At 64.5% G+C, this 26,446-nt stretch carries 26 protein-coding genes; 15 read left to right on the top strand and 11 right to left on the bottom strand.

The genetic code is table 11. From position 1 onward, the window contains the following. Positions 1–123: 123 nt before the first annotated feature. The 3 genes from LH365_RS09985 (at position 124) to LH365_RS09975 (ending at position 3,248) form a co-directional block, all read left to right on the top strand. Positions 124–1,317: an acetyl-CoA C-acetyltransferase gene (locus LH365_RS09985; protein WP_226745474.1), complete on the top strand. Its 1,194-nt coding sequence runs from the start codon at positions 124–126 to the stop codon at positions 1,315–1,317. 169 nt (positions 1,318–1,486) lie between these two features. After that, positions 1,487–2,212, top strand: coding sequence for an acetoacetyl-CoA reductase (gene phbB, locus LH365_RS09980; RefSeq protein ID WP_226743493.1), 726 nt, complete (start codon positions 1,487–1,489; stop codon positions 2,210–2,212). A 301-nt stretch (positions 2,213–2,513) separates the two neighbouring features. Further along, complete coding sequence (locus LH365_RS09975) at positions 2,514–3,248, top strand: DUF4908 domain-containing protein (RefSeq protein ID WP_226743492.1); 735 nt, start codon at positions 2,514–2,516, stop codon at positions 3,246–3,248. A 36-nt stretch (positions 3,249–3,284) separates the two neighbouring features. On the opposite strand, the gene gloB is transcribed toward LH365_RS09975, so the two are convergent. Then, a complete protein-coding gene (gene gloB / locus LH365_RS09970) occupies positions 3,285–4,031 on the bottom strand; it encodes a hydroxyacylglutathione hydrolase (RefSeq protein WP_226743491.1) in 747 nt (248 codons plus the stop codon). 67 nt (positions 4,032–4,098) lie between these two features. Here gloB and LH365_RS09965 point away from each other — a divergent pair, with 67 nt between their 5' ends. The 3 genes from LH365_RS09965 to LH365_RS09955 all read left to right on the top strand — a co-directional run bounded on the left by LH365_RS09965 (position 4,099) and on the right by LH365_RS09955 (position 6,703). After that, on the top strand, positions 4,099–4,839 hold the full coding sequence (locus LH365_RS09965) for a class I SAM-dependent methyltransferase (protein WP_226743490.1): 741 nt from the start codon (positions 4,099–4,101) through the stop codon (positions 4,837–4,839). A 278-nt stretch (positions 4,840–5,117) separates the two neighbouring features. Beyond that, positions 5,118–5,627, top strand: coding sequence for a histidine phosphatase family protein (locus LH365_RS09960; protein WP_226743489.1), 510 nt, complete (start codon positions 5,118–5,120; stop codon positions 5,625–5,627). Further along, on the top strand, positions 5,627–6,703 hold the full coding sequence (locus LH365_RS09955) for a quinone-dependent dihydroorotate dehydrogenase (protein WP_226745473.1): 1,077 nt from the start codon (positions 5,627–5,629) through the stop codon (positions 6,701–6,703). The genes LH365_RS09960 and LH365_RS09955 overlap by 1 nt, the downstream gene beginning before the upstream one ends. Before the next feature lie 175 nt (positions 6,704–6,878). Here the strand turns inward: LH365_RS09955 and LH365_RS09950 are convergent, their stop codons facing one another. The 5 genes from LH365_RS09950 to flgF form a co-directional block, all read right to left on the bottom strand. Beyond that, positions 6,879–8,207, bottom strand: coding sequence for an O-antigen ligase (locus LH365_RS09950; RefSeq protein ID WP_226743488.1), 1,329 nt, complete (start codon positions 8,205–8,207; stop codon positions 6,879–6,881). Positions 8,208–8,383: 176 nt separating this feature from the next. Then, complete coding sequence (flgH, locus tag LH365_RS09945; RefSeq protein WP_226743487.1) at positions 8,384–9,109, bottom strand: flagellar basal body L-ring protein FlgH; 726 nt, start codon at positions 9,107–9,109, stop codon at positions 8,384–8,386. Between the two features lie 12 nt (positions 9,110–9,121). Further along, complete coding sequence (gene flgA, locus LH365_RS09940) at positions 9,122–9,889, bottom strand: flagellar basal body P-ring formation chaperone FlgA (protein ID WP_226743486.1); 768 nt, start codon at positions 9,887–9,889, stop codon at positions 9,122–9,124. A gap of 11 nt (positions 9,890–9,900) precedes the next feature. Next, positions 9,901–10,689 carry a flagellar basal-body rod protein FlgG gene (flgG, locus tag LH365_RS09935; protein ID WP_226743485.1) on the bottom strand — a complete coding sequence of 263 codons (789 nt, stop codon included), beginning with the start codon at positions 10,687–10,689 and terminating at the stop codon, positions 9,901–9,903. Positions 10,690–10,699: 10 nt separating this feature from the next. Further along, the gene (flgF, locus tag LH365_RS09930; protein WP_226743484.1) at positions 10,700–11,449 is read right to left on the bottom strand and encodes a flagellar basal-body rod protein FlgF; all 750 of its coding nucleotides are present in this window, start codon (positions 11,447–11,449) and stop codon (positions 10,700–10,702) included. Between the two features lie 364 nt (positions 11,450–11,813). On the opposite strand from flgF, the gene LH365_RS09925 reads away from it, so the two are divergent. The 4 genes from LH365_RS09925 (at position 11,814) to LH365_RS09910 (ending at position 16,016) form a co-directional block, all read left to right on the top strand. Beyond that, positions 11,814–12,953 (top strand): ABC transporter permease, encoded by a 1,140-nt coding sequence (locus LH365_RS09925; protein ID WP_226743483.1) that lies wholly within the window; start codon positions 11,814–11,816, stop codon positions 12,951–12,953. Continuing rightward, positions 12,950–13,678, top strand: coding sequence for an ABC transporter ATP-binding protein (locus tag LH365_RS09920; RefSeq protein ID WP_226743482.1), 729 nt, complete (start codon positions 12,950–12,952; stop codon positions 13,676–13,678). Before LH365_RS09925 ends, LH365_RS09920 begins: the two co-directional genes overlap by 4 nt. Positions 13,679–13,691: 13 nt before the next feature. Further along, positions 13,692–14,684, top strand: coding sequence for an efflux RND transporter periplasmic adaptor subunit (locus LH365_RS09915; protein WP_226743481.1), 993 nt, complete (start codon positions 13,692–13,694; stop codon positions 14,682–14,684). A 189-nt stretch (positions 14,685–14,873) separates the two neighbouring features. Next, positions 14,874–16,016, top strand: a complete 1,143-nt coding sequence (locus LH365_RS09910) for an acyltransferase (protein ID WP_226743480.1) — start codon at positions 14,874–14,876, stop codon at positions 16,014–16,016. A gap of 9 nt (positions 16,017–16,025) precedes the next feature. On the opposite strand, the gene nadC is transcribed toward LH365_RS09910, so the two are convergent. From nadC to nadA, 3 genes are all read right to left on the bottom strand, one after another. After that, positions 16,026–16,874: a carboxylating nicotinate-nucleotide diphosphorylase gene (nadC, locus tag LH365_RS09905; protein WP_226743479.1), complete on the bottom strand. Its 849-nt coding sequence runs from the start codon at positions 16,872–16,874 to the stop codon at positions 16,026–16,028. Position 16,875: 1 nt separating this feature from the next. Beyond that, positions 16,876–18,435 carry an L-aspartate oxidase gene (locus LH365_RS09900; RefSeq protein WP_226743478.1) on the bottom strand — a complete coding sequence of 520 codons (1,560 nt, stop codon included), beginning with the start codon at positions 18,433–18,435 and terminating at the stop codon, positions 16,876–16,878. A 139-nt stretch (positions 18,436–18,574) separates the two neighbouring features. Next, positions 18,575–19,690 carry a quinolinate synthase NadA gene (nadA, locus tag LH365_RS09895; protein ID WP_226743477.1) on the bottom strand — a complete coding sequence of 372 codons (1,116 nt, stop codon included), beginning with the start codon at positions 19,688–19,690 and terminating at the stop codon, positions 18,575–18,577. 276 nt (positions 19,691–19,966) lie between these two features. Between nadA and LH365_RS09890 the strand changes: the two genes are divergently transcribed. The 3 genes from LH365_RS09890 (at position 19,967) to LH365_RS09880 (ending at position 21,493) form a co-directional block, all read left to right on the top strand. After that, positions 19,967–20,431, top strand: coding sequence for a Dps family protein (locus tag LH365_RS09890; protein ID WP_107870600.1), 465 nt, complete (start codon positions 19,967–19,969; stop codon positions 20,429–20,431). Positions 20,432–20,556: 125 nt separating this feature from the next. Continuing rightward, positions 20,557–20,988 carry an alternative ribosome rescue aminoacyl-tRNA hydrolase ArfB gene (arfB, locus tag LH365_RS09885; protein WP_226743476.1) on the top strand — a complete coding sequence of 144 codons (432 nt, stop codon included), beginning with the start codon at positions 20,557–20,559 and terminating at the stop codon, positions 20,986–20,988. Next, positions 20,978–21,493 carry a GNAT family N-acetyltransferase gene (locus tag LH365_RS09880; RefSeq protein ID WP_226743475.1) on the top strand — a complete coding sequence of 172 codons (516 nt, stop codon included), beginning with the start codon at positions 20,978–20,980 and terminating at the stop codon, positions 21,491–21,493. Before arfB ends, LH365_RS09880 begins: the two co-directional genes overlap by 11 nt. 87 nt (positions 21,494–21,580) lie before the next feature. On the opposite strand, the gene LH365_RS09875 is transcribed toward LH365_RS09880, so the two are convergent. Continuing rightward, complete coding sequence (locus tag LH365_RS09875; protein WP_226743474.1) at positions 21,581–22,636, bottom strand: glycosyltransferase family 4 protein; 1,056 nt, start codon at positions 22,634–22,636, stop codon at positions 21,581–21,583. Between the two features lie 142 nt (positions 22,637–22,778). Then, positions 22,779–23,984: a pyridoxal phosphate-dependent aminotransferase gene (locus LH365_RS09870; protein ID WP_226743473.1), complete on the bottom strand. Its 1,206-nt coding sequence runs from the start codon at positions 23,982–23,984 to the stop codon at positions 22,779–22,781. A gap of 378 nt (positions 23,985–24,362) precedes the next feature. Here LH365_RS09870 and LH365_RS09865 point away from each other — a divergent pair, with 378 nt between their 5' ends. Together LH365_RS09865 and LH365_RS09860 are read left to right on the top strand one after the other, a co-directional pair. Next, complete coding sequence (locus LH365_RS09865; protein WP_226743472.1) at positions 24,363–25,166, top strand: TVP38/TMEM64 family protein; 804 nt, start codon at positions 24,363–24,365, stop codon at positions 25,164–25,166. A 217-nt stretch (positions 25,167–25,383) separates the two neighbouring features. Next, positions 25,384–26,427 (top strand): rod shape-determining protein, encoded by a 1,044-nt coding sequence (locus tag LH365_RS09860; RefSeq protein ID WP_226743471.1) that lies wholly within the window; start codon positions 25,384–25,386, stop codon positions 26,425–26,427. Positions 26,428–26,446: the final 19 nt, after the last annotated feature.

Here is a 26,446-nt window from a genome sequence, read left to right as displayed (position 1 = left end):
GACACCGTCACGCCTTTGGGGCAGGGTCCGTGGCGTCAACTCGCCGGATAAGCGCGTGAATTTGCGGTGTCAGGGAAACCGTCCGGTCATTTTCAAAAGGGAATTTTTATGTCGGTAAGCACTGTGTCTGAGGTGGTGATCGTGGCGGCGGCCCGTACGCCGGTCGGTTCGTTCCTCGGCGGCCTGTCCTCGCTTTCGGGGGCCGAACTGGGCGCTCACGTCATCAGGGCGGCGCTGGAGCGTTCGGGCCTCAAGGGCGAAGAGATCGATGAAGTGATCCTCGGTCAGGTGCTTACCGCCGCCCAGGGTCAGGGGCCGGCGCGTCAGGCGGCCATCAAGGGCGGCCTGCCCCACACCACCCCGGCCTGGGGCATCAACCAGATCTGCGGTTCGGGCCTGCGCGCCGTGGCGCTGGCGGCCCAGCAGATCGCGCTGGGCGACGCGAAGATCGTCATCGCCGGCGGTCAGGAAAGCATGTCGCAGGCCAATCACGCGGCCTTCCTGCGCAACGGTCAGAAATTCGGCGACATCTCGTTCACCGACACCATGATCAAGGACGGCCTGTGGGACGCCTTCAACAACTACCACATGGGCCAGACGGCCGAGAACATCGCCGCCAGGTGGGAGATCACCCGTCTGGCGCAGGACGAGTTTGCCGTCGCTTCGCAGAACAAGGCCGAGGCCGCGCAAAAGGCCGGCAGGTTCGATGATGAAATCGCGCCGGTGACCATCAAGGGCCGCAAGGGCGACACCGTGGTCGACAAGGACGAATTCATCCGTCACGGCGCGACGCTGGAAAGCGTGGCCGGTCTCAAGCCTGCCTTCACCAAGGACGGCTCGGTCACCGCGGCTAACGCGTCGGGCCTCAATGACGGCGCGGCGGCTCTGGTGCTGATGTCGGCGGATGAGGCGGCGGCGCGCGGCCTGAAGCCGTTGGCGCGCATCAAATCGTGGGCCACGGCGGGCGTCGATCCGGCCATCATGGGCACCGGTCCGATCCCGGCTTCGAAAAAAGCGCTGGAAAAGGCCGGCTGGGGCGTCGCCGATCTCGATCTGGTCGAATCGAACGAAGCCTTTGCGGCTCAGGCCCTGTGCGTGGTGAAGGAACTGGGCCTCGATACGTCGAAGGTCAATGTCAACGGCGGCGCCATCGCCATCGGCCACCCGATCGGTGCGTCGGGCGCACGCATCCTGACCACGCTGATCTTCGAACTGAACCGCCGCGCGGCGGAAGCCGGCAAGCCGCTGAAAGGCCTTGCCACGCTCTGTATCGGCGGGGGCATGGGTGTGGCCCTGACCGTTGAGACTGTCGGGTAATCTTACATCCTCCCTTGTGAGCGTAGCGATACGGGGGAGGGGGACCACGAAGTGGTGGAGGGGGCGCACCAAGAACTCTGCCCCCTCCGTCTGTTCACTTCGTTCACAGACACCTCCCCCGTACGCTTCGCTACAGGGGAGGATGAGAATGAATTTATAGGGATAAAAAATGAGCAGAGTTGCATTGGTTACGGGCGGCACGCGCGGTATCGGCAAGGCCATCGTGAAGCGTCTGAAGGACGCCGGTTTCAAGGTCGCCGCCGGCTACGCCGGTAACGAAGAGGCCGCCAAAAAGGTCGCAGAGGAACTGGACGTCTTCGTCGTCAAGGGCTCGGTCGCCAGCTACGAAGACTGTCAGCGCGCCGTGGCCGAGGTCGAGGCCGCCCTGGGCCCGGTCGAGGTCTTGGTCAACAATGCCGGCATCACCCGCGACGGCTTCTTCCACAAGATGAGCCAGCAGCAGTGGCAGGAGGTCATCCACACCAACCTCGATTCGATGTTCAACATGACCCGCCCGGTCATCGAGGGCATGCGTGAGCGCGGTTATGGCCGCATCATCAACATCTCGTCGATCAACGGTCAGAAGGGTCAGGCCGGTCAGGCCAACTATTCGACGGCCAAGGCCGGGGTGATCGGCTTCACCAAGGCGCTGGCGCTCGAATCGGCGGCCAAGGGCATCACGGTCAACTGCGTGGCCCCCGGCTACACCTCGACCGAAATGGTCTCGGCCATCGCCCCCGCCGTGCTGGACAAGATCGTGTCGGGCATCCCTGTCGGCCGTCTCGGCACGCCGGAAGAGGTCGCCGAAATCGTCGCCTTCCTCGCGTCGGACATGGGCAGCTTCATCACCGGCGCCACCATTGCGGTGAACGGCGGTCAGCATATGGCGAGCTAAACCTTCTGATTTTCAGGAAAAATCCCCGTGGTTCCGACCGCGGGGATTTTTTATGCGTGAAGCGCGGAAATGCTCTGTCCCCGTCCCTTTTGAGAGCGGTAATCATTCGCGGAACATCTTGTGGCAAAAATGCCTCAATGGCTTGCCATACAACGGATAGCGCCGCGGAGAATCCCTATCCCGGTCCAAATTCCGCCCATTTCCGTGCGTACTTCTTCGGTCAATGACACACCGCTGGTTTACATCGCGTTCCCCGAAGTCTGAGGTCCAGAAGACCCGCCTTTTGTGCCGGGGATTGTGCTTGCTGCTCCTGGCGCTGTGCCTGCCGTTCGCCGGCATGGCTCAGGCCCAGGCGGAGCGCACCCTGCGCGATTCGCTGAGCGGCCGGTCTCAGCCCAATGACGGTCGTAACAATGCGCCGCCGCCGGTGGCGCGTTTCACCACGGACCGCGGCGAGAGCTTCGTTCTGGACCGCAGCCGCCGCAATCCGCTGATCCAGTTCGACGGCGACAGCGAGGTCTGGGCCCTGACCCCGACGCCGGGCCCGATGGGCGACATCATCTTCAAGAACGATATGGGCGAGCCGGTGCTCAAGGCGACGCGCTGGGGCGGGATGATCCTGTTCTCCAAGGACCGTCCGACCGGCGACCCGGTGGCCGTGGCCGGTCGCGCCGAGGCCTTCGAGCCGGGCCATATGTCGCCGTCGCAACTGTTCCAGCATCTGGTGCGCACCTCAAAGCGCGCGTCTGCGGCGCTGACGCGACTGGTGCGCTTCGAAGCCGATGTGCAGACGCCGGGGGCCGATTACCTCTTCGCCGATGCGGCGACCGTGACGGCCGACGCCATGGTCGAGATGTCGGCCACCACCAAGGGCCGCCGTTTGCTGGCCCCCGTGCAGGAAGTGAAGCTGATCGAAGGCCGCCCGCCCGGCGTCTGGGTCGAAGGCGATACGCTGATGCTGCGGCTCGATCTCAGCAAGGGCTGGGGCGGCAGGCCGTCGTCCAAGCGCGTGACAAAGGTGCTGACGGGGGGGTAGACCTCTCCGCCCCGCGCTGTCAGCGCAGGGAGGAGATTAGAACTTATCCTTCGCGGCTCTGATCTCGCCGAACTTTGCGGCCTGGGCGGCGAAACCCTCTTCTTTCAAGGGATAGACCAGAAACGGATTGGTCGCGAGTTCGTCGGCCAGACGCATGGGCACGGTCGGCTCACCGCGTTCGCGGCGGGCGCGGATATCGACCCCGCGCGCGGCCAAGGCCGCAGAATCCCCCAGACTTTCGGCGAATGTGAGGTTCGACAGCGTATATTCGTGCGCGCAGTAGATTGTCGTCTGCGGATCGAGCGCCAGCAGCCTTTGAAGGCTGCCCCACATATCTTCCGCAGTGCCCTCGAACAGCCGCCCGCAACCCAGCGCAAATAGCGTATCGCCGACGAAGGCCACCTTTTCCGACGGCGCGCTGTAGCCGATATGGCCCAGCGTATGCCCTTTGAGGTCCAGAACGTCGAACACCGTGCTCCCTAGCACGAAGTGGTCGCCTCCGGTCAGCACGTGATCCAGAGGCCCGGTTTTCAGCACCTCCTGCGGGCCGTAGATGGTGCAGCCGTAACGCACTTTCAGCGCCTCATTGCCGCCCGCGTGGTCGCGGTGCCAGTGCGTATTGAGGATGTAGTCGAGGCCCCAGCCGCGCGTTTCCAGCGCGGCGATGATGGCGTCGGCGTCGGGTGTATCGATACAGGCGACCTTGCCCGAGGCCGCATCGCGGATCACAAAGCCGTAATTGTCGCTGAGCGCGGAAAACGGGTGAATTTGCAGGCCTGACACGTCAGAATCCTCTCATAAAGCGCGCAAACTGTCCTATATAGATAGTCTGATCCCGTGAGGACCCGCATTGCGCCGCATCGTTTCCGAACTGAGCCGTTTCTATGCCACGCCCGAAGGCGCGGTGACAAGGCGCATGGTCGCTCAGAAGCTGGCCGAGGCGTGGCCGGACGTGACCGGTTCGGACGTGCTGGGACTGGGTTACACCACGCCGTATCTCGATGCGTTCAATGCGTCTGCCCGGCGCGTCATCGCCGCCATGCCGGCAGAGCAGGGGGCGGAAATCTGGCCGGAAGGGCTGAAGAGCCGTTCGGTGCTGGTCGATGAGCAGCACACGCCGTTTCCGTCGGCCTTGTTCGATCGCATCTTTCTCATGCACGCGCTGGAAGAGGCGTCGAACCCGGAGGCCCTGCTGGTCGAGGCGTCGCGGCTTCTGACCACCAACGGGCGGCTGATTCTGGCGGTGGTGGCGCGCGGCGGCTTCTGGACCCACGCCGAAAAGACGCCCTTCGGCCATGGTCAGCCCTTTTCGCGGACGCAGTTGGAAAACCTGCTGCGCGCGGCGGAACTGGAGCCGATCGCCTGGTCCTATGCGCTGTACGTGCCGCCGCTGCGCTCATTGTTGCGCTGGGCGCAGCCGTTCGAGGACTGGGCGCCGCGCATCTGGCCCTATACGGGCGGGCTGATCCTGATGGAGGCGGGCAAGCGGGTGATCCGCGCGCCGATCCGCGGCACGGCCGTGTCGGTCATCGACGATATCCGCGACAAGCTGGGCGTGCCGCTGCCGCAACCGACGCCGCAGGGGAATTAGGCATTCTTCTCCTCCCTAACCGCAGGTTTGGGGAGGTGGCAGGACGCGTAGCGGACTGACGGAGGGGGCGCAGCTAACCAAGGCTTCAGCGTGCTCAGTCGTCCGAGGTGTCCCCTCCGTCTGCTCGTTTCACTCGCATGCACCTCCCCACGGCAAGCCGTAGGGAGAAGAGAAGAAACGGCCTGACCTTCATCCATGCCTTCGGCACAGGGAGGAGATTTTGGCTTGAACCCTGACGCCTTTCGCGTCCATAAGCGGCGAGAAAAGGAACACGACTCATGATCAAGCATCTGATCGTCATGCGCCACGGCAAGGCCGAAAAGGACAGCGCTTCGGGCGAGGATTTCGAGCGCAACCTGATGCAGCGGGGCTTACGCGAAGCCGCCGCCGTCGCCGAAGCGTTGAAAGCCCGCGGCCTGAAACCCGACTACGCGCTGGTTTCCGCCGCCCACCGCACGCACCAGACCTTCGAGGCCATCAAGGGCGTGCTGGGCGATATCGCCGGTGAGGTCCGCGAGGACATGTTCAATATGGGCGCCGACGATCTGCGCCGTCTGGTCGAAGCGCACGAAGAGGCCGGCGAATGTTTGCTGATCGTCGGCCACAATCCCGGCATTCAGTATCTGGTGCTCGACTATATGCACGCCGGGGCGGCGTCGCAGGTCGAGATCGACCGCGCGCGCGGTTCCTATCCGACGGCGGCGGCGACCGTGTTCGAGGTCGATGTGGCCGGGCGGCCGATCTTCGACGACCTGCTGAAGCCCAGGGATCTTATCGGGGCCGAATGATGGATATCTATCGTCTGGCGCTCAAGCCGCTGCACCTGCTCGACCCCGAAGACGCCCACACGGCGACCATTCTGGCGCTGAAAGCGGGTCTCGGACCGCGCTCCAGCTACGATCCGCCGGAACTGCGCACGGAGATCGCCTTTGCGGGCGGCGCGCTGACGGTGCGCAACTGCGTCGGTCTGGCCGCCGGTTTCGACAAGAATGCCGATGCGCCGCTGGCCATGAGCCGCGCCGGGTTCGGCTTTGTCGAATGCGGTACGGTGACGCCGCTGCCGCAGGACGGCAATCCGCGTCCGCGTCTGTTCCGCCTCAGCGAGGACGAGGCCGTCATCAACCGCATGGGCTTCAACAATAAGGGGCTGGAGGTTTTCGCCAGCCATCTGGAGCGCTATCAGGGGCGTTCGGTTCGTCCGGTACTTGGGGCCAATATCGGGGCCAACAAGGACGCGACCGACCGCATGGCCGATTACGTCACGGGCCTGAAGCGCCTGTGGGGCCTGTCGTCCTATTTCACCGCCAACATCTCCTCGCCCAACACGCCGGGCCTGCGTGCCCTGCAGGGGCGGGCGCATCTTGACGAACTGCTGAGCCAGATCGCAGCGACGCGCGCCGATCTGGTGCGCGTGACCGGCAACAATTACCCGGTCTTCCTCAAGATCGCGCCGGACCTCGGCGAAGACGAGATTGCCGATGCCGTCGAAGCGACCATCGCGCATGGGCTGGACGCGCTGATCGTCTCCAATACGACGATCGAGCGTCCGGATTCGCTGCGTTCGGCCCATGCGGCGCAGACCGGCGGTCTGTCGGGTGCGCCTCTGTTCGGTCTGTCGACCTCGGCCCTGCGCACGGCACGTCGGGTGGCGGGGAGCCGGCTGACCCTGATCGGCGCGGGCGGGATTGCCTCCGGGGCCGACGCCTATGCCAAGATCCGCGCCGGGGCGTCGCTGGTGCAGCTCTATTCGGCGATGGTGTTCAAAGGGCCGGGTCTGGTCGACGAGATCAAGCGCGATCTGGTCCAGCGCCTGCGCGCCGATGGCCTGACGCACGTGTCGCAGGCCGTGGGTTTGGACGTTTAAGAAAGAATCCCCACCCCCACATCTAGCCGCGTGAACGCGGCGTCGTGTGGTCCCCCTTCCCAGTAAACTGGGGAGGTGTGATTGATGCTTTCTTATACCTCCCTGGCTATGCCGGGGAGGGGGACCGCACGACGCCGCGTTCACGCGGCTAGATGTGGGGGTGGGGGGTCTTGTTTTAAGCCGCTTCCATCCTGTTCGCCGTCAGGCGCGCCATGGCGCAGACGAACATCACCCAGATCAGATTGTTCTGCCCCAGGATGAAACTTTCCGACAGGATGAGGAAGGTGAAGATACTTAACGACAGGACCGAGAAATAGCCGTCCTTGACCCGTGCAAAGCGGAACAGGGCGCAGAAGATCGTCGCGGCCAGACACGCGCCGAACAGGATCACCCCGACCCAGCCCAGTTGCACCAGCAGGTCCAGCCAGCCATTGTGCGCCGACGGCACGTCCCAGTGGGTTTCTTTCTTGACGATCTGGTTGGGGATCGAGTCCGGGCCCCAGAAGGCCTTGTAGCCATAACCCAGCCACGGGCGCTGATCGGAGAGCCGCAGCAACGACTCCCAGATTTCGGTGCGGCCTGTCAAAGTCGGGTCCTTGCCCAGTGCCTTGAAGATGACTTCGGGCATCAGAAAGAAGACCGCGCCGCCGATCAGCGACAAGGTGGCGGCGCCCCAGACGAACAGCACGCTGCGCACGCCGCCGCGCCGGAGCGCCGACAGAACCGGCATGGCCGCCAGCGCCAGCAGACAGGCCAGCAGCGAGGTCTTGGAACGCGACATCAGGATCAGAAAGAAGATCAGGGCCGCCGCGCCGAACCACAGCTTGCGCCGTTCGGGGATGCCGAAGCCGCTGGCGCAGCAGGCGACGAAGCCGAAGGTCATCAGCGCCGCCATCTGGTTCTTTTCGTGCCACAGGCCGCGCCACGCCCCGGCATTGATGTCGTGGTGCACGCCCATGCTCGGATAAAACAGCGCCGCCAGTATGCTGCCGACCGCCAGCACGGCGAAGGTGCCGCCGACGATCTGCGTCAGGTCGCGGCCTTTGAAGCGCGCGCCCAGATAGAGGCCGAACAGGACGGTGAAGGCCAGAGCCAGAGAGCGGCGGCTGGTGACCTCCGGATTGATCGACCACCAGCCGGAGGCGTAGCACAGGGCGATCAGGGCCGCGCCCATGCCGAGCGCCGGTAAAATGCGCAAAAACCGGTCGGCGCGCAGGGCGCTCATCAGCAGGGTCAGGCCGTAGACAGGCAGCCACAACAGCCGCATCCACGACATTTCGCCGCCATTCTCCTGATTGGGGGCGAACAGCGGCGCCCACAGGGCTTCGGAAAACATGAAGACGCAGAAGGCCGCCAGCGCGAACTCGATGCGGAAAATGACCAGCGCCGGACCGGTAAGCGGCGCTTCCTCCCGCGGCGGTCGCCCGTCCGCGTCGGGGCGCTGCCCGTCGGGGCGGGCAGGGTGTTTGTAATCGTCGGCTTCGTAGGCAGGGGTAACGGGCATCGGACTCGGGCAACTGAAGAGCCTGAGCATATGCCGAAAATGGTTAAAATCCCCTCGCCCCTACGGGGAGAGGGAAGTCGCGTTAGCGACAGGGTGAGGGGGAAGGTGACGGGCTCGGTGTTGCGCCCCCTCACCCTGCCCTTCGGGCATCCCTCTCCCTCAAGGGAGAGGGGGTTTTAGAACGGCGAGAACTTTTCCATCAGGTTCTGGCTGACCGGGGCGGCCTGCATCCGCGTGACGTCGCCGCGGCCGCCGTAGGAGATGCGCGCTTCGGCCAGTTGCGAGTGCTTGATGATGTTGGCGGCGGAAATGTCCTGCGGATTGACGATGCCCGACACGATCAGCTCGCGCACTTCGCGGTTGGTGCGCACCTCCTGAGACCCCTGCACCACCAGATTGCCGTTGGGCAGGACGCCGGTGACGATGGCGGCGATGGTCAGCGAAATCTTTTCCGAGCGGTTGATGCTGCCGTTGCCGGAAAACTCGCTGGATGAGTTGTTGGAGAGGCCGGCCGCGGGATTGTACTCGCTGGGCAAAATCTTCCCGATCGACGATTCCAGCCCGAAAATGCTGGGGATCGAGCCGGTATAGCTGCCGTCGCGCGAACGGGCGGTGGTGTTCTGCGTCTGGGCTTTGTCGTCGATATCGATGGTGACGGTCAGGATGTCGCCGACATGACGGGCGCGCTGGTCCTTGAAGAAGGCCTTGGCCCCCGTGCGCCACAGCGAATTGGCCGAGGCCGAGGTCGAGGCCGGCGGGGCGTAGACCTGCTGTTGCGGCACCAGTTGCGCCGGGTAGGCCATGGGTTGAAGCGCCGGGCCGTTGACGGCTTCGTTGACACTGGCGCAGCCGGTCAAGGCAATGGCGGTGACGGCGAAAAGGGCGAGGGCGGGGATACGCATGGACTTTGATCCTTAACGCGAGGAATAGAGGGCTTGCGAACGCAGGCGCTGGGCGGTTTCGCCGGTCGCCGCGCTGCCGGGGCCGGTGACGACGGCTTCGATAAGCTTTTTCGATTGCGGATTCTGGACCATGATGACATCGCCGACCGCGCCGTCCTTCTGGGCCGCGCCGGTCATGGACAGGCTGACGCCGTTCATGTCCCAGGTGACCTTGACCATTTCGGCGCGCCTGACCACGACCGGCGAGGTGAGGTCGGTGGGGCGCACCACGCCGCCTTCGCGCACGGGCGAACGCACCGTCTTGCCGATGGCCGTTTCGGCCTCGGCGACCAGCGCGCCGCCGGCCAGATGCGCCTGAACGGACTGATAGGCGAGGTCGGCCGGGGCGACGATCTCCCCGGCGCCCAGCGCGCGGGTGAAGACCAGAACCTGTTTCGTGCGGCCGGCTTGGGCTTTCGCCACGACAGCCGTTTCGCCATCTGCCCCGGCGGTGACGATGATACGGCGCAGACCCTGCGGGTTGGGCCAGGACTGACCGGCCTGACGCACCCTGGCCTGCACCTGCCCGGCGTCGAGCACGGCGCTTGTGCCCATGCGTGCGCCGACCACGACATCGGCGGCGGGACCGGCATTGTCGAACAGGTCGCCGAGCGTGATGCGCCCGTCGCCGTCCGTGACGCGGGCCTTGAGCACCAGCGTCTCCTGCGCCTGAGCCGGAGGCGCGGTGAGGCTCAGGGCGGCGGCCCCGGCGAGCATCAGCATGTAGACCGAGCGGTGCATCAATCAGCCCCTTAGTTGCGCAGGTTGCTGGTCACCGACAGCATTTCGTCGGCGGTGGTGATGACCTTGGAATTCATCTCGTAGGCGCGCTGGGCGACGATCAGCGAGGTGATTTCCGATACGGCGTCGACGTTCGAGGCTTCGGTATAGCCCTGCAGCAGGGTGCCGAAACCGACATCGCCCGGCGTGCCGATATTGGCCGCGCCCGACGCGCCGGATTCGAGGAACAGGTTGTCGCCGATGGCGTCTAGCCCGGCTTCGTTGAAGAAGCTGGCCAGTTGAAGCTGACCGACGACGGTCGGGGCCGTCACGCCGTCCTGCGTCACCGAGACCTGCCCCGTCTTGGAGATCGAGACCTCCTTGGTGTCCTGCGGGAGGGTGATCTGCGGCTGGACCAGATAGCCGTCGTCGGTGACGAGCTGGCCCTGATCGTTGATGGCGAAATTGCCGGCGCGGGTATAGGCCGTCTCGCCCGACGGCATCAGCACCTGCAGATACCCGCGGCCGTCGATCATGACGTCGTAGGGATTGTCGGTGCGCGTGGGCGACCCTTGCGTCAGGATGCGGTAGATGCTGCCGGTTTTCACACCGCCACCGACCTGAATCCCGGTGGGGACCACGGTGCCGGCTTCCGACGACTGCGCGCCCATGCGTTCGACATTCTGGTACAGCAGGTCCTGAAACTCGGCGCGCTGTTTCTTGAAGCCGATCGTATTCATGTTGGCGATGTTGTGCGAGATGGTGTCGACGTTCAACTGCTGGGCCGACATGCCGGTGGTGGCGGTTCTCAAAGCACGCATGATTTACTCCTTACGCGGCGCGGCCGAGGCGCTCAACGGCGCTGCGGTTCAGTTCTGCCTGCTGGTCGATGACCTTGGTCACCGAGGCATAGGCGCGATTGATTTCGACCAGCCGGGTGATCTCGGTCAGGGCGTTGACGTTCGAGGTTTCGAGCATCCCCTGACGCAGGCGCACGTCGGTGGCCGGGTCGGGGGCGGCGTTGGTGGTGGCGCGGAAGCGGTTGTCGCCTTGCTTTTCGAGGTCGGACAGGCTGGCGAAGCGCACGACAGTGATCTTGCCGACGCGGACCGAGCCGTCGGCGGAGCGTTGCGAGACGATGCCGTCGGCGGAGATCGACGGTGCGCCGAACTCAGGGTTCAGACGAATCTCGCCGCCGTCGCCCTGTACCGGCAGTCCGTCGCCGGTCACCAGCACGCCCTGCGGCGACACGGTGAAGGCGCCGTCGCGGGTATAGAGCGGGCCGTCGGCGCCGTTGATGACGAAAAACGCCCCTTCGCCTTCGATGGCGACGTCGTAATCATTGCCCGTCTGGGTCAGCGCACCTTGCGAAAAGTCGCGCCCGACGCCCTTGTCGTAGGCAAAATTGGCCGGGGCCTTGATCGGCAGGTTGTAGGCGGGGCGGCCGGGTTCGGGCTGCACCAGCAACTGCTCGAACTTGTAGCCATTGGTGTTCATATTGGCCAGATTGTTGGCCGTGATGTCCAGTTCACGGCGCAAAACCAACTGGCGCGACAGGGCGACATAGCTCGCATTATCCATTGTCAGCCTCCGTGTCCGTGAAGGGCGTTAACCATGTTTTTGAAGAAGCAAGAGCCGTGCCAGAGCGCGCAAAAAAATCAATGCGCTGAATCTGTTGGAGAAAAATCATGAGGCCAGCGCATGCCGTTGCGGGTGCGGCAAAAACTGCCGCGGATCATCGGGGGCGAAGACCCTCCGCACCCGCCTTTTGTGATCGTTACGTGGAATTAATTGGACGTATGAGATGAAACTAAGGATGCTAGGCGTAAGAGGGCGGGGCGCGTCCGGCACGGGTGCCGGGAGGGGCGGTCGTTTCTCGGATATTTTTGGACTCTGACGTCGCCGGGGGGATTCCGGCTGCCGCCCGGTCCGGGGAAACTGTTTTATGTCATTGGCTCTCTCTACGCTTATCTATGAGTGGCGGCGCTATATGGCTGCGGTCATAGCGCTGGCTGTGGCGGGTCTTCTGGTTCTGGCCATGAGCGGCATGTTCATGGGCATGGCCAAGTCCTTCACCGCCACCATCGACCGCTCGCCGGCCCAGATCATGGTCCTGCCGCCCAAGGCGACCAGCCTGTTCGCCAATTCCGGCGGTCAGCCGCGCCGCATCATCCCCATGCTGTTCCAGCACCCGGACGTGGCCGAGGTCATGCCGCTGGGCGGTAGCTGGGCCTTCTTCTCCAACTTCCCCGAAGACGGCCAGCCGCCGAAGGGCGACGGCGTTCAGGTCATTATCATCGACCCGGTGCCGGGCGCGGTGACCCTGCCCAGCGACTTCTCTCCGGAGGTCATTCAGGCGCTTCAGGAACCCTATGCCGTGGTCATCGACCGCTCGAACATGCCCAAGCTGGGCGTCAAGCTGGGCGACAAGGCCAAGATGAACGGCCGCACCGTGCGGGTGCGTTCCGAGGTGACCGGCTATCCCAACATGTTCAATTCGACGGTCTTCACCTCGCGCCAGACGGCCCGCCTTCTGGGGCTGGTCAATGAAGGGCCACGCGTCGGGCCGCTGCTGGTCAAGATCAAGGACCCGACCCGCTCGGCGCAGGTGACCAGGGAACTGAACGTCCTGTCCGGCGGCATCTACAAAGCGTGGACCCGCGAAGACCTGTCTAAGGCCAACCAGATGCAGATGATGGCCGAAGGCGGCATCGCCATCATGATCGGCTTCGCCGTCGTCGTCGGCATCTTCATCGGCATCGTCATCACCTGGCAGACGCTGCAGGGCGCCATCCTCGCCAATATCAAGGAGTTCGCGTCGCTGCGGGCGCTGGGCGTGTCGATGGGCAATCTGCGCCTGATCATCATGGAGCTGAGCTTCTGGGTCGGCGTGGCCGGCCTGCTGGTCACCGCCGTGCTGGTGTCGGGCGTCGCGGCGCTGGCGGCTTGGGCCTCCGTGCCGATGGACTTCCCCCTGCCCATCGTCATCTTCGTGGCGCTGATGCTGCTGACGATCGCCATCCTGTCGGGCCTCTTCTCGCTCGGCATCCTCAAGAAAAGCCAACCTGCGGATCTGCTGCGATGACCGGAACACTCGCTATCGACGCCCGCGGGCTGACCAAGAGCTACAAGATCGGCAAGATCAAGCAGCCCGTGCTCAAGGACGTCAACTTCAACGCCTATCACGGTCAGGTCACCATGGTCATGGGGCCGTCCGGGTCGGGCAAGTCGACCCTGATCGCGGCCCTGTCCGGCCTGATGAAGCCGGACGAGGGCGAGGTGATCGCGCTGGGCGAAAACCTGTGGAAGAAGAAAAAAGGCAAGATCGACCGCTTCCGCCTCGATCACTGCGGCTTCATCTTTCAGGGCTTCAACCTGTTCCCGGCGCTCAACGCCACGCAGCAGGTCGAGCAGGTGCTCAAATTCTGCAAGGTGAAGAAGCCGGAGGCGCGCAAACGCGCCGTGGCGGCCCTTACCGAGGTGGGGCTGGAAAAGCGCCTCAGGCAGACGCCGGCCAGCCTGTCGGGCGGTGAAAAGCAACGCGTAGCCATCGCGCGGGCCCTGTCGAAGAACCCCAAGCTTCTGTTTGCCGACGAACCGACCTCGGCGCTCGATTCCGTGTCGGGCCAGGTGGTCATCAAGCTGCTGCACCGCGCGGCCAAGGAACACGGTGCGGCGGTGATCGTCGTGACCCACGACCCGCGCCTCGAAGCCTATGCCGACCGCGTCATTCATATGGAAGATGGCAAGATACTCAGTGACACCTTCCTCAACCGAACCGTGGACGATACCGTCCCCCCCATCGCCTGATCAGAGATTTCCCATGTCCGGTAATATTTTCAAAAAATCCCTGCGCCTCATGGTCCTCGCCCCGGCCGTGCTCAGCCTCGTCGCCTGCGGCCAGCCCGGCGCGGCGCCGGGCGCCAAGAAGGACGCTTCCGCCGAGGTCAAGGCCCCGCCCAGCCCCTACGCCACCATCGCCAACGGCAAGGTCGACGTCGAAGGCGGCCTGATCGAGGTCGCGGCCCGCCGCGGCGGCGTCGTCGAAGAGGTCACGGTGCAGGAAGGCGACATGGTGACCAAGGGGCAGGTTCTGGCCCGTCAGGAAGCCGACGCCGCGCAACTGGCGCAGCAGCGCGCCCGCGCCAATGTCGCCGAGGCTCAGGCCGCGATGCGCCTCACCCAGGTCAATATCGACACCGCCAAACGCGAATATGCCCGCTACGAAAAGCTGGCGGCGACCAATTTCGTCGCCGGTCAGAAGCTGGACGCGCAGTCCGACCTGATCCGCGAGGGCGAGGCGCGTCTGGCGGCGCAGCAGGCCTCGGTGCAGTCGGCGCAGGCCGCATTGGCGCAGGCCAATTACGATCTGGAACTGACGCTGGTGCGCGCCCCGGCCGACGGCCGCATCGTGCGCCGCTACGCCAATCCGGGTTCGGGCGCGTCGACGCTCAACGTCTCGACCATGTTCGATCTGGAACCGAGCGGCGCGGAACGCATCATCCGTTCGGAAATCGTCGAAAGCTCGATCCCGCTGGTCAGCGTCGGTCAGGAGGTCGAGATCATCCCCGAAGCCGATCAGGATAAGGTCTTTGTCGGCAGCGTGAAGCGCATCGCGGCGACCTTCGGCGCGCGCAAGCTGAAGTCCGACGGCGGCAATGAAGCTTCGGACGAACGGGTGGTCGAGGTGGTGGTTACCGCCCACGACGCGCCCTTCCTCATCGGGCAGCGCGTGATGGTCAAGTTCATGAAGCCGGGCGAGAAGGCCGGCATCAAGCGCGAGGCTCCGAAGCCCGCCACGCCCGCCAAGAAATAGGCCAGAAAAGAGACGTGCGCGAATTTTCTGACAGCAGCCCCGGCAGGGTTCGTGCCGGGGTTGTTCTTTGTGGCGCGGCCGTCATGCGATGGCGACATGGTTGATGTATTTGGGCCGGTAAATTGGTTATTGCCTTATATTTTAACCCGTTCCGGTTAGGCTGACCGCAACGAAAGGATGAAACCCCGCGTGAGATGGTCAGCGAGCCTCCCCAGAGCCGACGCTCTCAAAGCGGACTCTCCCGGCTCCGCCTCTTCAAGACCGGGCGGGGCCAGCCTCGACGTTCTGCGCTTTCTGGCGGCGGCCTTCATCCTGCTTTTTCATTTCGGCGAGTCCGCGCCGACGCCGCTGAACGAACTGACGCCGGTCATGGCGCAGGGCTGGCTGGCCACCGACTTCTTCCTCATGCTGTCCGGTTTTATCCTGATGCGCGCCTACGGGCCGCGTCTGGCCCAACAGCGCGTCAGCCCGGTCAGCTTCGTCAGCCGCCGCGTCATGCGCCTGTGGCCGTCGCACGTGGTGGCGCTTTTGCTGATGCTGACGGTGGTGGGGGTGGCGACGCTTCAGGGCCATCCGCCGGGCCATGCCGAAAAGTACACGGCGGAGGCCTTCTGGGAACAACTGATTCTCGTCCACGGCTGGGGCCTGAGCGATACGCCGGGCTGGAACGTGCCGACCTGGACCCTGTCGGCGCTGGTGGTCTGCTACAGCCTGTTCAGCCTGAGCACGGGCGGCATCTTCCAATGGACGCGCTGGCAGATTGTGACCGGCATGGCGGTGGCCCTGGGTCTGGCTCTGGGTTTATCGGCTCTGGTCGGTCACGCATTTGTCGATCTGCCGTTCCGCTACGGCCTGATCCGGGCCATCCCTCTGTTCTTCATCGGCGCGCTGCTGGAGCGTCTGACCGCGGGTGCAGAGGTGTCGCGCCGGGCTTACGGCATCGGTATGGCGGTGAGTTTTGCCGCGATCATCGGTCTGTCCAGCCTGCCGCGCCATGCGGTGTCCGATCTGGTCGTCCTGTCGGCGCTGGCGGCGGTGCTCGTCCTGTCGGCGGGCGTGCGCTTCCCTGAGAACCACCTGACCAGACGCATGGGGCGGGCCGCCTATGCGCTGTTCCTCATCCACTCGGTCGTGGGGGCCATCGCGCTGGGGGTCGACGGTATGCTGATGCACCGCTTCGCCCTGTCGGAGCCGCTGCACTGGCTGACCTGGGGGCTGTGCGTGGCGCTGGCCGTCGCCGTGGCCTTTGTCTTCGAGGCGTGGGTGGACCGTCCGCTCAGCCGGTGGGTGTCGGGCCGACTGAGCGCCGGCGGCAGCAAGGCCGAAGCCTAGATCGGGGGCTTAAACCGCGTCCAACCCGATATCGAAGACCGGGGCGGAGTGGGTGAGGGCGCCCACGCTGATCACATCCACGCCGCTTTCGGCGATGGCGCGCACCGTGTCGAGATTGACCCCGCCCGAAGCTTCGAGAATGGTCTCGCCCTTCACCAGCGCCACGGCCTCGCGCAACTGCTCAAGGCTGAAATTGTCGAGCATCACCACGTCCGGGCGGAAGGGCAGGGCCTGTTTGAGCTGGGGGATGGAATCGACTTCGAGTTCGATCTTCATGGTGTGGCCGGCCGCAGCCTTGGCCATTTCCATCGCCTTTTCGACGCCGCCGCAGATGGCGACGTGGTTGTCCTTGATCAGGATGGCGTCGTTGAGGCCGTAGCGGTGGTTGTGCCCGCCGCCGCAGCGCACGGCGTGCTTCTGCGGGCCGCGCAGCATGGGGAAGGTCTTGCGCGTGCAGGCGATGCGCGTCGGCAGGTCGTCGACCAGACGCACATAGGTGCGGGTCAGGGTGGCGACACCGGACAGGTGCGACAGGAGGTTCAGCGCCACGCGCTCGGCGGCCAGAATGGCGCGGGCATTGCCCTCGACGCGGGCGATGACGTCGCCGGGAGCGACTTCGGAGGCATCGGGTTTGAGGATGTCGAAACGGATCTGCGCGTCCATCAGGCTCATGGCCAGGCGGGCGCAGTCGATACCCGCGACGGTCCCGGCTTCGCGGGCGCGGAATTCGGCCTTGAAACGGGCGCGCGGCGGGATGACGGCGTCGGCGGTGACGTCGCCGGCCAGACCGAGGTCTTCGCGCAGGGCGTCGCGCACGATGGGTTCGATGAGCAGGTCGGGCAATCCGGTAATATACATCTCAGGCCACTTCCTTCTGGGTTTCCATCTGCATAAGGCCAGTCTCTGTCAAACGGATGAAGGTGCGCTGACCTTCGGTCGCCGTTTCGGGATGGTCCTTACGGTAATGAGAACCGCGACTCTCGCGCCTTTGCAAGGCGCATTGCGCGATCAGGCGCGCCGCGACCAGAGGTAACGCACCTTTGAACGTCGCCTCCAGTGCGTCGAGCGTTTGCAGCAGGGTCTTAAGCCCTGCCTCGTCGCGGATGACGGCGGCATGGGCCTGCATGGCGTCGCGCAGGCGTTTCAGCGCTTCGGGCGTCAGGCGCGGCGGCTGGGCAGGGCGCAGGATGGTGGCGGGATCGGGGGCGAAGCGCGGCATTTCGCGCGCCGCCGCCCGAGATGCTTTCTGGCCCACGCGCTCACCGAAGGCGGCGGCTTCGAGCAGGCTGTTGGAGGCCAGACGGTTGGCCCCGTGCACGCCGGTCGAGGCGCATTCGCCGACGGCGAAGAGGTTGCGCAAGCTCGTATGGCCGTCGATGTTGGTGCGGATGCCGCCCATATGATAATGCGCCGCCGGGGCGACAGGGATGGGCTGGACGCGCGGGTCTATGCCCGCTGCCATGCACGAGGCGAAGACGGTGGGGAATTCGTGCGGGAAGTGCGCGCCTATGGCCGTGCGGCAGTCGAGATAGGCCCCGCCCAGGGTCGTATTGGCGCGGTGCACGGCGCGGGCCACAATGTCGCGCGGGGCCAGTTCGCCGTCTCCGTGGTCGTCAAAGGCAAAGCGATAGCCGTCTTTGGTGATCAGCGTCGCGCCTTCGCCGCGCAGGGCTTCGGTGGCCAGAGGGGCGGGGTCGGCCCCGATATTAATGGCGGTGGGGTGGAACTGTACGAATTCCGGATCGGCGATTTCGGCCCCGGCAAGCGCCGCCATGGCCATGCCTTCGCCGCGCAGATTGGCGGGGTTGGTGGTGACGGCGTAAAGGCCGCCCGAACCGCCCGAAGCCAGCACGACCACTGGGGCATAGACCTCGATCGTCCGGCCGCCGCGTTCGACCACGGCACCGATGACCGTCTCCACGTCGGATTTGATCAGGCCGGTGGCGACGGCCCCTTCCCAGATGTCGATATGCGGCGCGGCTTTCGCGGCGGCCACCACGGCCTCCAAAATCTTCTTGCCAGCCAGATCGCCGCCGACGCGGGCGACGCGGGCGAGGCCGTGGGCGGCTTCGCGGTTGAGCACGTAGCTGCCGTCGGCATTATGGTCGAAGGGTGCGCCGAGATCGTTGAGACGATGCACGACGCCGGGGCCCATCTCGGTCAGGGCGTGGGTGGCGGCCGGATCGTTGATGCCGGCGCCGGCGGCCAGCGTGTCCTGCGCGTGGGCTTCGGGGGAGTCCTGCGCGGAAAGGGCCGCGGCGATGCCGCCCTGCGCCCAGGCCGAGGAGCAGGCCGCACCCAGCTCGACCGGGGCCAGCACCAGCGCGGGCTGTGGCGCGGTGTTGAGCGCGACGCTCAGGCCGGCCAGCCCTGCGCCGATGATCAGCGGACCGTTATGGATATGAACTTCGTTGGCCATGATGGCCTCCACTTAACGCCCTCTCCCTTGAGGGAGAGGGCTGGGGTGAGGGGGAGAGCGCTTCCCCGCAGTCCCCCTCATCCGACCTTCGCTATGCTCAGGCCACCTTCTCCCTCAAGGGAGAAGGGGAGGGGCTTCCTTAGCTTATCAACTCGACATCCACATGGTGCCGGGCCTTGATCATGTCGTAGCGGGCAGGCGTCGCGGTCGGCGGCATGTCGATCATGCGCTGCACCGACAGGCGCGCCTTGTCGATAATGGCGGCGTCCACCGTCACCTCGTGCGTCATCGTCAGCAGCGAGGCGTAGATGCCTTCCAGCGTGATGCGCTTCATGTGCGGGCACAGGTTGCACGGACGCAGGAACTCGACCTCCGGACCGGCGTCGGCGGTAACGTTGTCGGCCATCGAACATTCGGTGATCAGCACCACCTGCTTCGGCTTGTTCTGCGTCACATAGTCGGCCATGGCCGTGGTCGAGCCGGTGAAGTCGCAGGCGGCGATGACATCCGGCGGGCATTCCGGGTGGCCCAGCACCACCGCATCGGGGTGGGCGGCGCGCACATCGGCAATGTCCTGCGCATTGAAGCGCTCATGCACCTCGCACGCGCCCTTATAGGCAATGATGCCGATATGGGTCTGACGCGCCACATTGCGGGCCAGGAATTCGTCGGGGACGAGGATCACGCGATCGACGCCCCATTCCTTTGCGGCCCACTCGACCACCTGCACCGCATTGGCCGAGGTGCAACAGATGTCGGTTTCGGCCTTCACATCGGCCGTGGTGTTGACATAGGAGACGACCGGCAGGCCCGGATAGCGCTGCTTGATCAGACGCAGTTGCGCGCCTGTCAGGCTGGTGGCCAGCGAACAGCCGGCGCGCAGGTCGGGTATCAGCACGGTCTTTTCCGGGGCCAGAATCTTCGAGGTTTCGGCCATGAAGTGCACGCCGCCCTGCACGATCACCTTGGCGTCCGACTTGGCGGCTTCGCGGGCCAGACCCAGCGAGTCGCCGACATAATCGCCCACACCATGAAAGATGTCGGGCGTCATATAGTTATGCGCCAGAATGACCGCGTTCTTTTCGCGCTTGAGGCGGTTGATGGCCGCGATCAGCGGGGCCTGAAGCTGCCATTCGATCGGCGACACCTTGCCCTTGAGGCGTGCATAGATGTCCGCCGTTTCCGCCTCGACATCAGGCGTAAAGGCAAGCGAACCAAGGGCTTCGTCAACGATCGGGTTTTTGCTGTGCAGCATTTTTTCCTCTCCGCGCGTCGCCCCGGCGGGTGGGTGGCGACCTTATGCTCAAATTTAGCATAAGTGGCGCTAAAATACGCCTTTGTCCGCCCAATGCAAGAGCGGGCCGTTAAAAAACCATCACATATTGTATCGTTAATTCACCGCCGCGATGGGGTGACGCAGCGTCTCGTCAGACAAAATTCCGTAAAAACCGGAATAGTCTGCCAATGGTCATTGAAAGTTTATGCGGACCTGCTCATATCGGCATTACCGTATTTTATAAGGATAATCATTATGCCCAAGGCAGCCGAATCTCTGGCCGACACCCCTGTTTGTCTCGAACTGTCGAAGGTGCTGGCCGACAGCTATAATCTCTATCTCAAGACGCACGGCTATCACTGGAACGTGCGCGGGCCGCAATTCAACAGCCTGCACAATATGTTTATGACGCAGTACACCGAAATGTGGACGGCGCTGGACGAAATCGCCGAGCGTATCCGCGCCCTGGGCGAACTGGCCCCGATGTCGGGCTCGGCCTTCGGCAACCTGTCCTCGATCAAGGAAGGCGACGCCACCAAATCGGCCACCGACATGGTCAAGGAACTGGTCAAGGGCCACAAGACCCTGATCGAGACGCTGAAAAACGCCATCAAGGTCGCCGACGACGCCAGCGACGACCCCACGGTCGACCTGCTGACCGTGCGTTTGGGCAGCCACGAAAAGCACTTGTGGATGCTGTCGGCGACGCTGGAAGACTAGCAGGGGCTCAGCCCCTGCACCCGTAACGGGCGCAGAGGGTGGCGTCCATGCGAACAAATCAGGATGCGCTTGACCTGGCCTGATTTATCATGGCCGGGTGGGGCGCATTTTTGTTATGGGAACCTATGATTTTCATCACGCCCAAAATCTCCGTCGATGAGGCCGAACTGAGCGAGAGTTTCGTGCGGTCGTCGGGGGCGGGCGGGCAGAATGTCAACAAGGTCTCGACCGCCGTCGAACTGCGCTTTTCGATCTGGGAAAACCAGACCATCCCTTACGAGGTCAAGCAGCGGCTGATCACGCTGGGCGGGCGGCGCGTGACGCAGGACGGGGTGCTGGTCCTCTTCGTTCAGACCCATCGCACGCAGGACATGAACCGCAAGGCGGCGCGCGAACGCTTTGTCGAACTGCTGCAGAAGGCCGCCGCGCCGCCCCCGCCGCCGCGCGTCAAGACCAAGCCGACTCAAGGCTCCGTGCGCCGCCGTCTGGTGGCCAAATCCATCCGGTCGACGGTCAAGTCCGGTCGTCAGAAACCCACGGGCGAAGATGAAGACTGAGATCAGACTGGCCACCGCCGCCGATGCCCCGGCCATTGCGGCGCTTTATCGCGAGGTGGCGCGCCTCAGCGGCGGGCTGGCGCGCACGGAAGACGAGATCACCACGGACTATATAGAAGGCAACCTGACGGCGGCCCTGACGCGCGGCCTGTGCCTGATTGCCGAAAGCGAGGGGCGCTGCGTCGGGGAAATCCACGCCTGTGCGCCGGCGCCGAAGCAGTTTGCCCACGTTCTTGGCGACCTGACCGTGGCCGTGTCTCCCGCCACGCAGGGGCAGGGGATCGGGCGTCGCCTGTTCGAGGCCCTGATCGCCCATAGCGGTCAGCGTTTGCCGCACATCCGGCGCATTGAACTCTTGTGCCGCGAAGGCAATAAGCGCGGTATCGCGCTGTATGAAAGTCTGGGTTTTGTGCAGGAAGGGCGGCTCAAGGGGCGGGTGCGCCTGCCCGACGGCACGGTCGAAGACGATCTGTATTTCGGGCTTATCCTGAACTCCAAATCGTGATGCGGCTTACGCATCAAGATTTGGCAAGGGCCCCCGCCCGCCGCCGCTTATGCGGCGAGCCTTGCGGCGTCTGAGCGGCAAAAAAGCTCACGTAGTGAGCCCTCGGCGCAACCGGAACCAGCCATAGCCCAGGCCGGCGACCACCAGACACAGGGCGGCAAAGCGCATTTCAACGCCGGTCATCACGCCGATCAGCCGCGCCGCTGTCCCGACCGCGCAGGACAGGGCGCACAGCCCCCACACCTTCAAGGCCAGTCGCGCGTGGCTGGGGTCGCGGTGGATCAGCCATTGCTGATAGAGATGGTCCTTATGCGCCTGAAGCAGGTTGCGCTTGCGCCGCGCGCGCCAGATCAGCGTCAGCACGACATCGACCAGCAACGGGGCCAGCAGGAAGCCGCCCAGCCATACCGAAGCGATCTCGTGCGTGCTGAGGACCAGCGCGCCGCCGGTGACCAGCGCGCCGCCGAACAGCGACCCGGCGTCGCCCTGAAACACCTTGCCCAGTGGCATATTGAACGGCAACAGCCCGGCAAAGGCCCCGCCAGTAGCCAGAAACACCAGCAGCACCCCGCCTAGCATCGACACGGGGGGCGAGCCGAAGGCGAGCACAAACCCGGCATAGATTAGCAGGCACACGGCCTGCGTGCCGATGGCAAGACCGTTCGACCCGTCCATGAAATTGATGGCATTGAGCCCCAGTACCAGCCACGTGGTGGCGGCCAGAACCCCCAGCGGAAACGGCACGGCCAGAGTCAGGCCGGGGGCCAGGATCAGCTCATGCACCGGATAGAGGCTGGCAAAACCGGCGCACAGGATGATCTGAAACAGCAGACGCGCCTTGGCGGGCAGGTCCAGCACATCGTCAATCGCCCCGGACAGCCCGGCCAGAGCCGCAAAGCCGAACAGCCACAGGCCGGTCTGCGGCACGTGAGCGTAAAGTTCCAAAACGCCAAAAGCGATGGCCAGTCCGCTGGCGGCCATGACGGCCAGCCCGCCGCTGGTCGGGGTCGGGGCCTTGTGCGCGCCGCGGTCGCGCGGAATATCGACCGGCCCGCCGCGAATAGCCAGTTGCGCCAAAAGTGCGGCCAGCCCGGCAGCGATGGCGACCACGGTCAAACAATCGAGGGGGGAGAGAAGCCACATGCTCAAGTCCCTCTCCCTTGAGGGAGAGGGTGGCCCGTAGGGGCGGGTGAGGGGGATGGGCGAAGTTGTGAATGCAAGTGTTTCGTGTTCCCCCTCACCCCAACCCTCTCCCTCAAGGGAGAGGGGGCTTGGAGGCGAAACCTTACTTCAGCGAGGCGCAGAAGCGCTGGATGCGCTCGCAGGCTTCGGTCAGCACCGCTTCCGAGGTCGCATACGAGATGCGGAAGAAGGGCGACAGGCCGAAGGCCGCGCCGTGCACCACGGCAACGGTTTCCTGCTGCAGCAGTTCCGAAGCGAAGTCTTCGTCGGTCTGGATGACCTTGCCCGACGGGGCGGTCTTGCCGATCAGACCTTCGATCGACGGATAGACGTAGAAGGCGCCTTCCGGCACGGGGCAGTTTATGCCTTCGGCGGCGTTCAGGCCGGCGACGACCAGGTCGCGGCGCTTCTGGAACACGGCGGCGCGTTCCGGGATGAAGTCCTGCGGCCCGTTGAGGGCTTCGACGGCGGCCCACTGCGCGATCGAGCAGGGGTTGGAGGTCGATTGTGAGATGATCTTCGACATGGCCTTGATCAGCGGCTCAGGGCCGGCCGCGTAGCCGATGCGCCAGCCGGTCATCGAATAGGCCTTCGACACGCCGTTCATGGTCAGGGTGCGCTCGTACAGTTCCGGCACGACCTGAGCGATGGTGGTGTATTTGAAGCCGTCGAAGGTCAGGTGCTCGTACATGTCGTCGGTGAGGATCCACACGTGCGGATGCTTCTTCAGCACTTCGCCCAGGGCCTTCAGTTCGGCCTCGGTATAGGCCGCGCCCGACGGGTTGGACGGCGAGTTGAGGATCAGCCACTTGGTCTTGGGCGTGATGGCGGCTTCGAGCGTTTCCGGCTTCAGCTTGAAGCCGGTCGACATTTCGCCGACGGCGAAGACGGGCGTGCCACCGGCCAGCAGCACCATGTCCGGATAGGACACCCAGTAGGGGGCCGGGATGATCACTTCGTCGCCGACATTCACCGAGGCCATCATGGCGTTGTAGATGACCGGCTTGCCGCCCGGAGAGACGGAGACCTGCGTCGTCTTGTATTCCAGACCGTTTTCGCGCTTGAACTTCTCGACGATGGCGGCCTTCAGTTCGGGGATGCCGTCGACGTCGGTGTAGCGGGTTTCACCGCGCTTGATCGCCTTGATGGCGGCGTCGCAGATATTTTCCGGGGTGTCGAAGTCCGGCTCGCCCGCGCCCAGCGAGATCACTTTCTTGCCCTGACGGGCCAGTTCGCGCGCCTTGGCGGTCACGGCGAGGGTGGGGGACGGCTTGACGCGCTTCAGCGTATCGGATTCGACGAAGGTCATGAGATGTCGCCTTTGGGTATCGGGCTTTGGGCGGTGGAGGTTGCCCCTCTTTTGCGCGAAGGGCGGCATTTGTCCAGCACTGTTGCAGGATTGTGCGACATTTTCGCAAAGGCGTTGCCTAAAGGCGCGATAGAGGCGGTAAAGATGGTTGCGCGAGGAACGAAAGGGGCGCTACGGGTCACGTGACCGGGTGAGAACTTCACGATCGGACGCTCGAAAAAGGCCGGCTATTCAGATCGTGCGGTCGGCGGAAGGTTCAGGGTGCGGCCTGAAGTCGGCTCTGATCACCTGCCCGTTCGAGCCGATCTGGTGTTGCCGTAATATCCGTTACACCAGTTGTCTTGATTTCGATTGCGGTCCGGCGCACATACGGCGGGCATGACCGAGACGCCAGAACCCAATATTTCCGAACCCGAAACGACGCAGACCCCGCCCTGCGACAGCAAGCCGCCCATCTGGCGGCAGTGCTGCAACTTCCTGTTCGAGATGGACGCCAAGACGGTGCGCGCCATCTGGGTGACGCTGGCCCTGTTCGCCATGATCGGGGTGGTCTTTCTCATCGGCAAGACCGATTTCGGCCATGAGGTCACCCACGAATTCGAGATGTGGATGGCGGAGTATAAGGACTCCCCCTGGGGCATCTTCATCGTCATCGCCGTCTTTACGCTTTCGGCCTATATCGGCGCGCCGCAGTTCGTGCTGATCGCCGCCTGCGTCGTGGCCTTCGGGCCGTGGCTGGGCTTTCTCTATTCGTGGGTGGCGACCATCGTGTCTGGGGCGGCGACCTTCTATACGGGCCGCCTGATCGGAGCGGAGACGTTCAACCGCATCGGCGGCGGGCATCTGGGGCGGCTGTCGAACTATATCGGGCGCAACGCCTTTTCGGCCTCGTTCATCGTGCGCAACGTGCCGTCGGCGCCGTTCATCATCGTCAACATGGCGTTCGGCGTGTCGAAAGCCCCGTTCGCCGGCTTCATGCTGGGGCTGGCGCTCGGCTCGATCCCCAAGACGGCGCTGGTGGCGTTGTTCGGCAATGTCTTCACCCGCATGACCGAAGGGGCGGACTGGAAGGGCACGCTGCTGATCGCCGCCATCGGCCTCGTCTGGCTGGGGCTGGTGGTGCTGACGCGGCACCTGATCGCCAGGTGGCGCGAAGGGCGCGCCGGGGCCGAAGAGGCCTGATCGAAATCAACGGTTTACCGCTGGGAAGTTTGTGCAGCGTTTCAAGGTGATTCGAAGTTTTTTTTTGAAAGCCTTGAAATTGACGCGAGATACGGGCAAGGGAGTTTTCCCCTTGCGGACGGCGCGTGTTTTCGCGGCGCGACGCCCTTATGGGGCAACCCCTGCGCCGCCGGTATCCCGGCCACCTCCCAGACAAAATTTATCGCGGTAGTGCTCAATGTTAAAGCCCTTCTTCGGCAGCTTCTCCAACGATATCGCCATCGATCTCGGTACGGCCAATACGCTGGTCTATCAGAAGGGACGCGGCATCGTGCTCAATGAGCCGTCGGTGGTGGCGCTGCGTAACATGGGCGGGCGCAAGGTCGTGCACGCCGTGGGTATCGAAGCCAAGCAGATGCTGGGCCGTACGCCGGGCCACATGGAAGCGATCCGTCCGATGCGCGACGGGGTCATCGCCGACTTTGAAGTCGCCGAGGAAATGATCAAGCACTTCATCCGCAAGGTGCATAACCGCAAGGGTTTCGTGAACCCCAAGGTCATCGTCTGCGTGCCGTCGGGCGCCACCGCCGTGGAGCGCCGCGCCATCAACGACTCGTGCCTGAACGCCGGCGCGCGCCGCGTCGGCCTGCTGCCCGAACCCATGGCCGCCGCCATCGGGGCGGGCCTGCCCATTCATGAGCCGACCGGCTCGATGGTCGTCGATATCGGCGGCGGCACCACCGAAGTGGCCGTTCTGTCGCTGTCGGGTGTGGTGTACGCCAAGTCGGTCCGCGTCGGCGGCGACAAGATGGACGAAGCCATCACCAACTTCATGCGCCGCAACCACAACCTGCTGATCGGCGAAACCACCGCCGAGCGCATCAAGAAGGACATCGGCACCGCCCGCGTCCCGCACGACGGCGAAGGTCTGGCCATCGAGGTCAAGGGCCGCGACCTGATGCAGGGCGTGCCGCGCGAAGTCCGCATCAGCGAGCGCCAGGCCGCCGAAGCGCTGGCCGAACCGGTCGCCCAGATCATCGAGGCCGTCAAGGTCGCCCTGGAAGCCACGCCGCCGGAACTGGCCGCCGACATCGCCGACAAGGGCATCATGCTGACCGGCGGCGGTGCGCTGCTGCGCGGTCTCGACTCGGAAATCCGCGATCAGACCGGCCTGCCGGTGACCATCGCCGAAGACCCGCTGTCCTGCGTGGCCATCGGTTGCGGCAAGGTGCTTGAGCATCCGCGCTGGATGAAGGGCATCCTCGATTCCACCATGTTCTAAGCAAGATGGGGTTCTGAGA

The organism is Asticcacaulis sp. AND118, assembly GCF_020535245.1.
Classification (GTDB): Bacteria; Pseudomonadota; Alphaproteobacteria; order Caulobacterales; family Caulobacteraceae; genus Asticcacaulis.
Note: the sequence above shows the minus strand (reverse complement) of the source record. Positions and strands in the feature narration are given on the sequence as shown.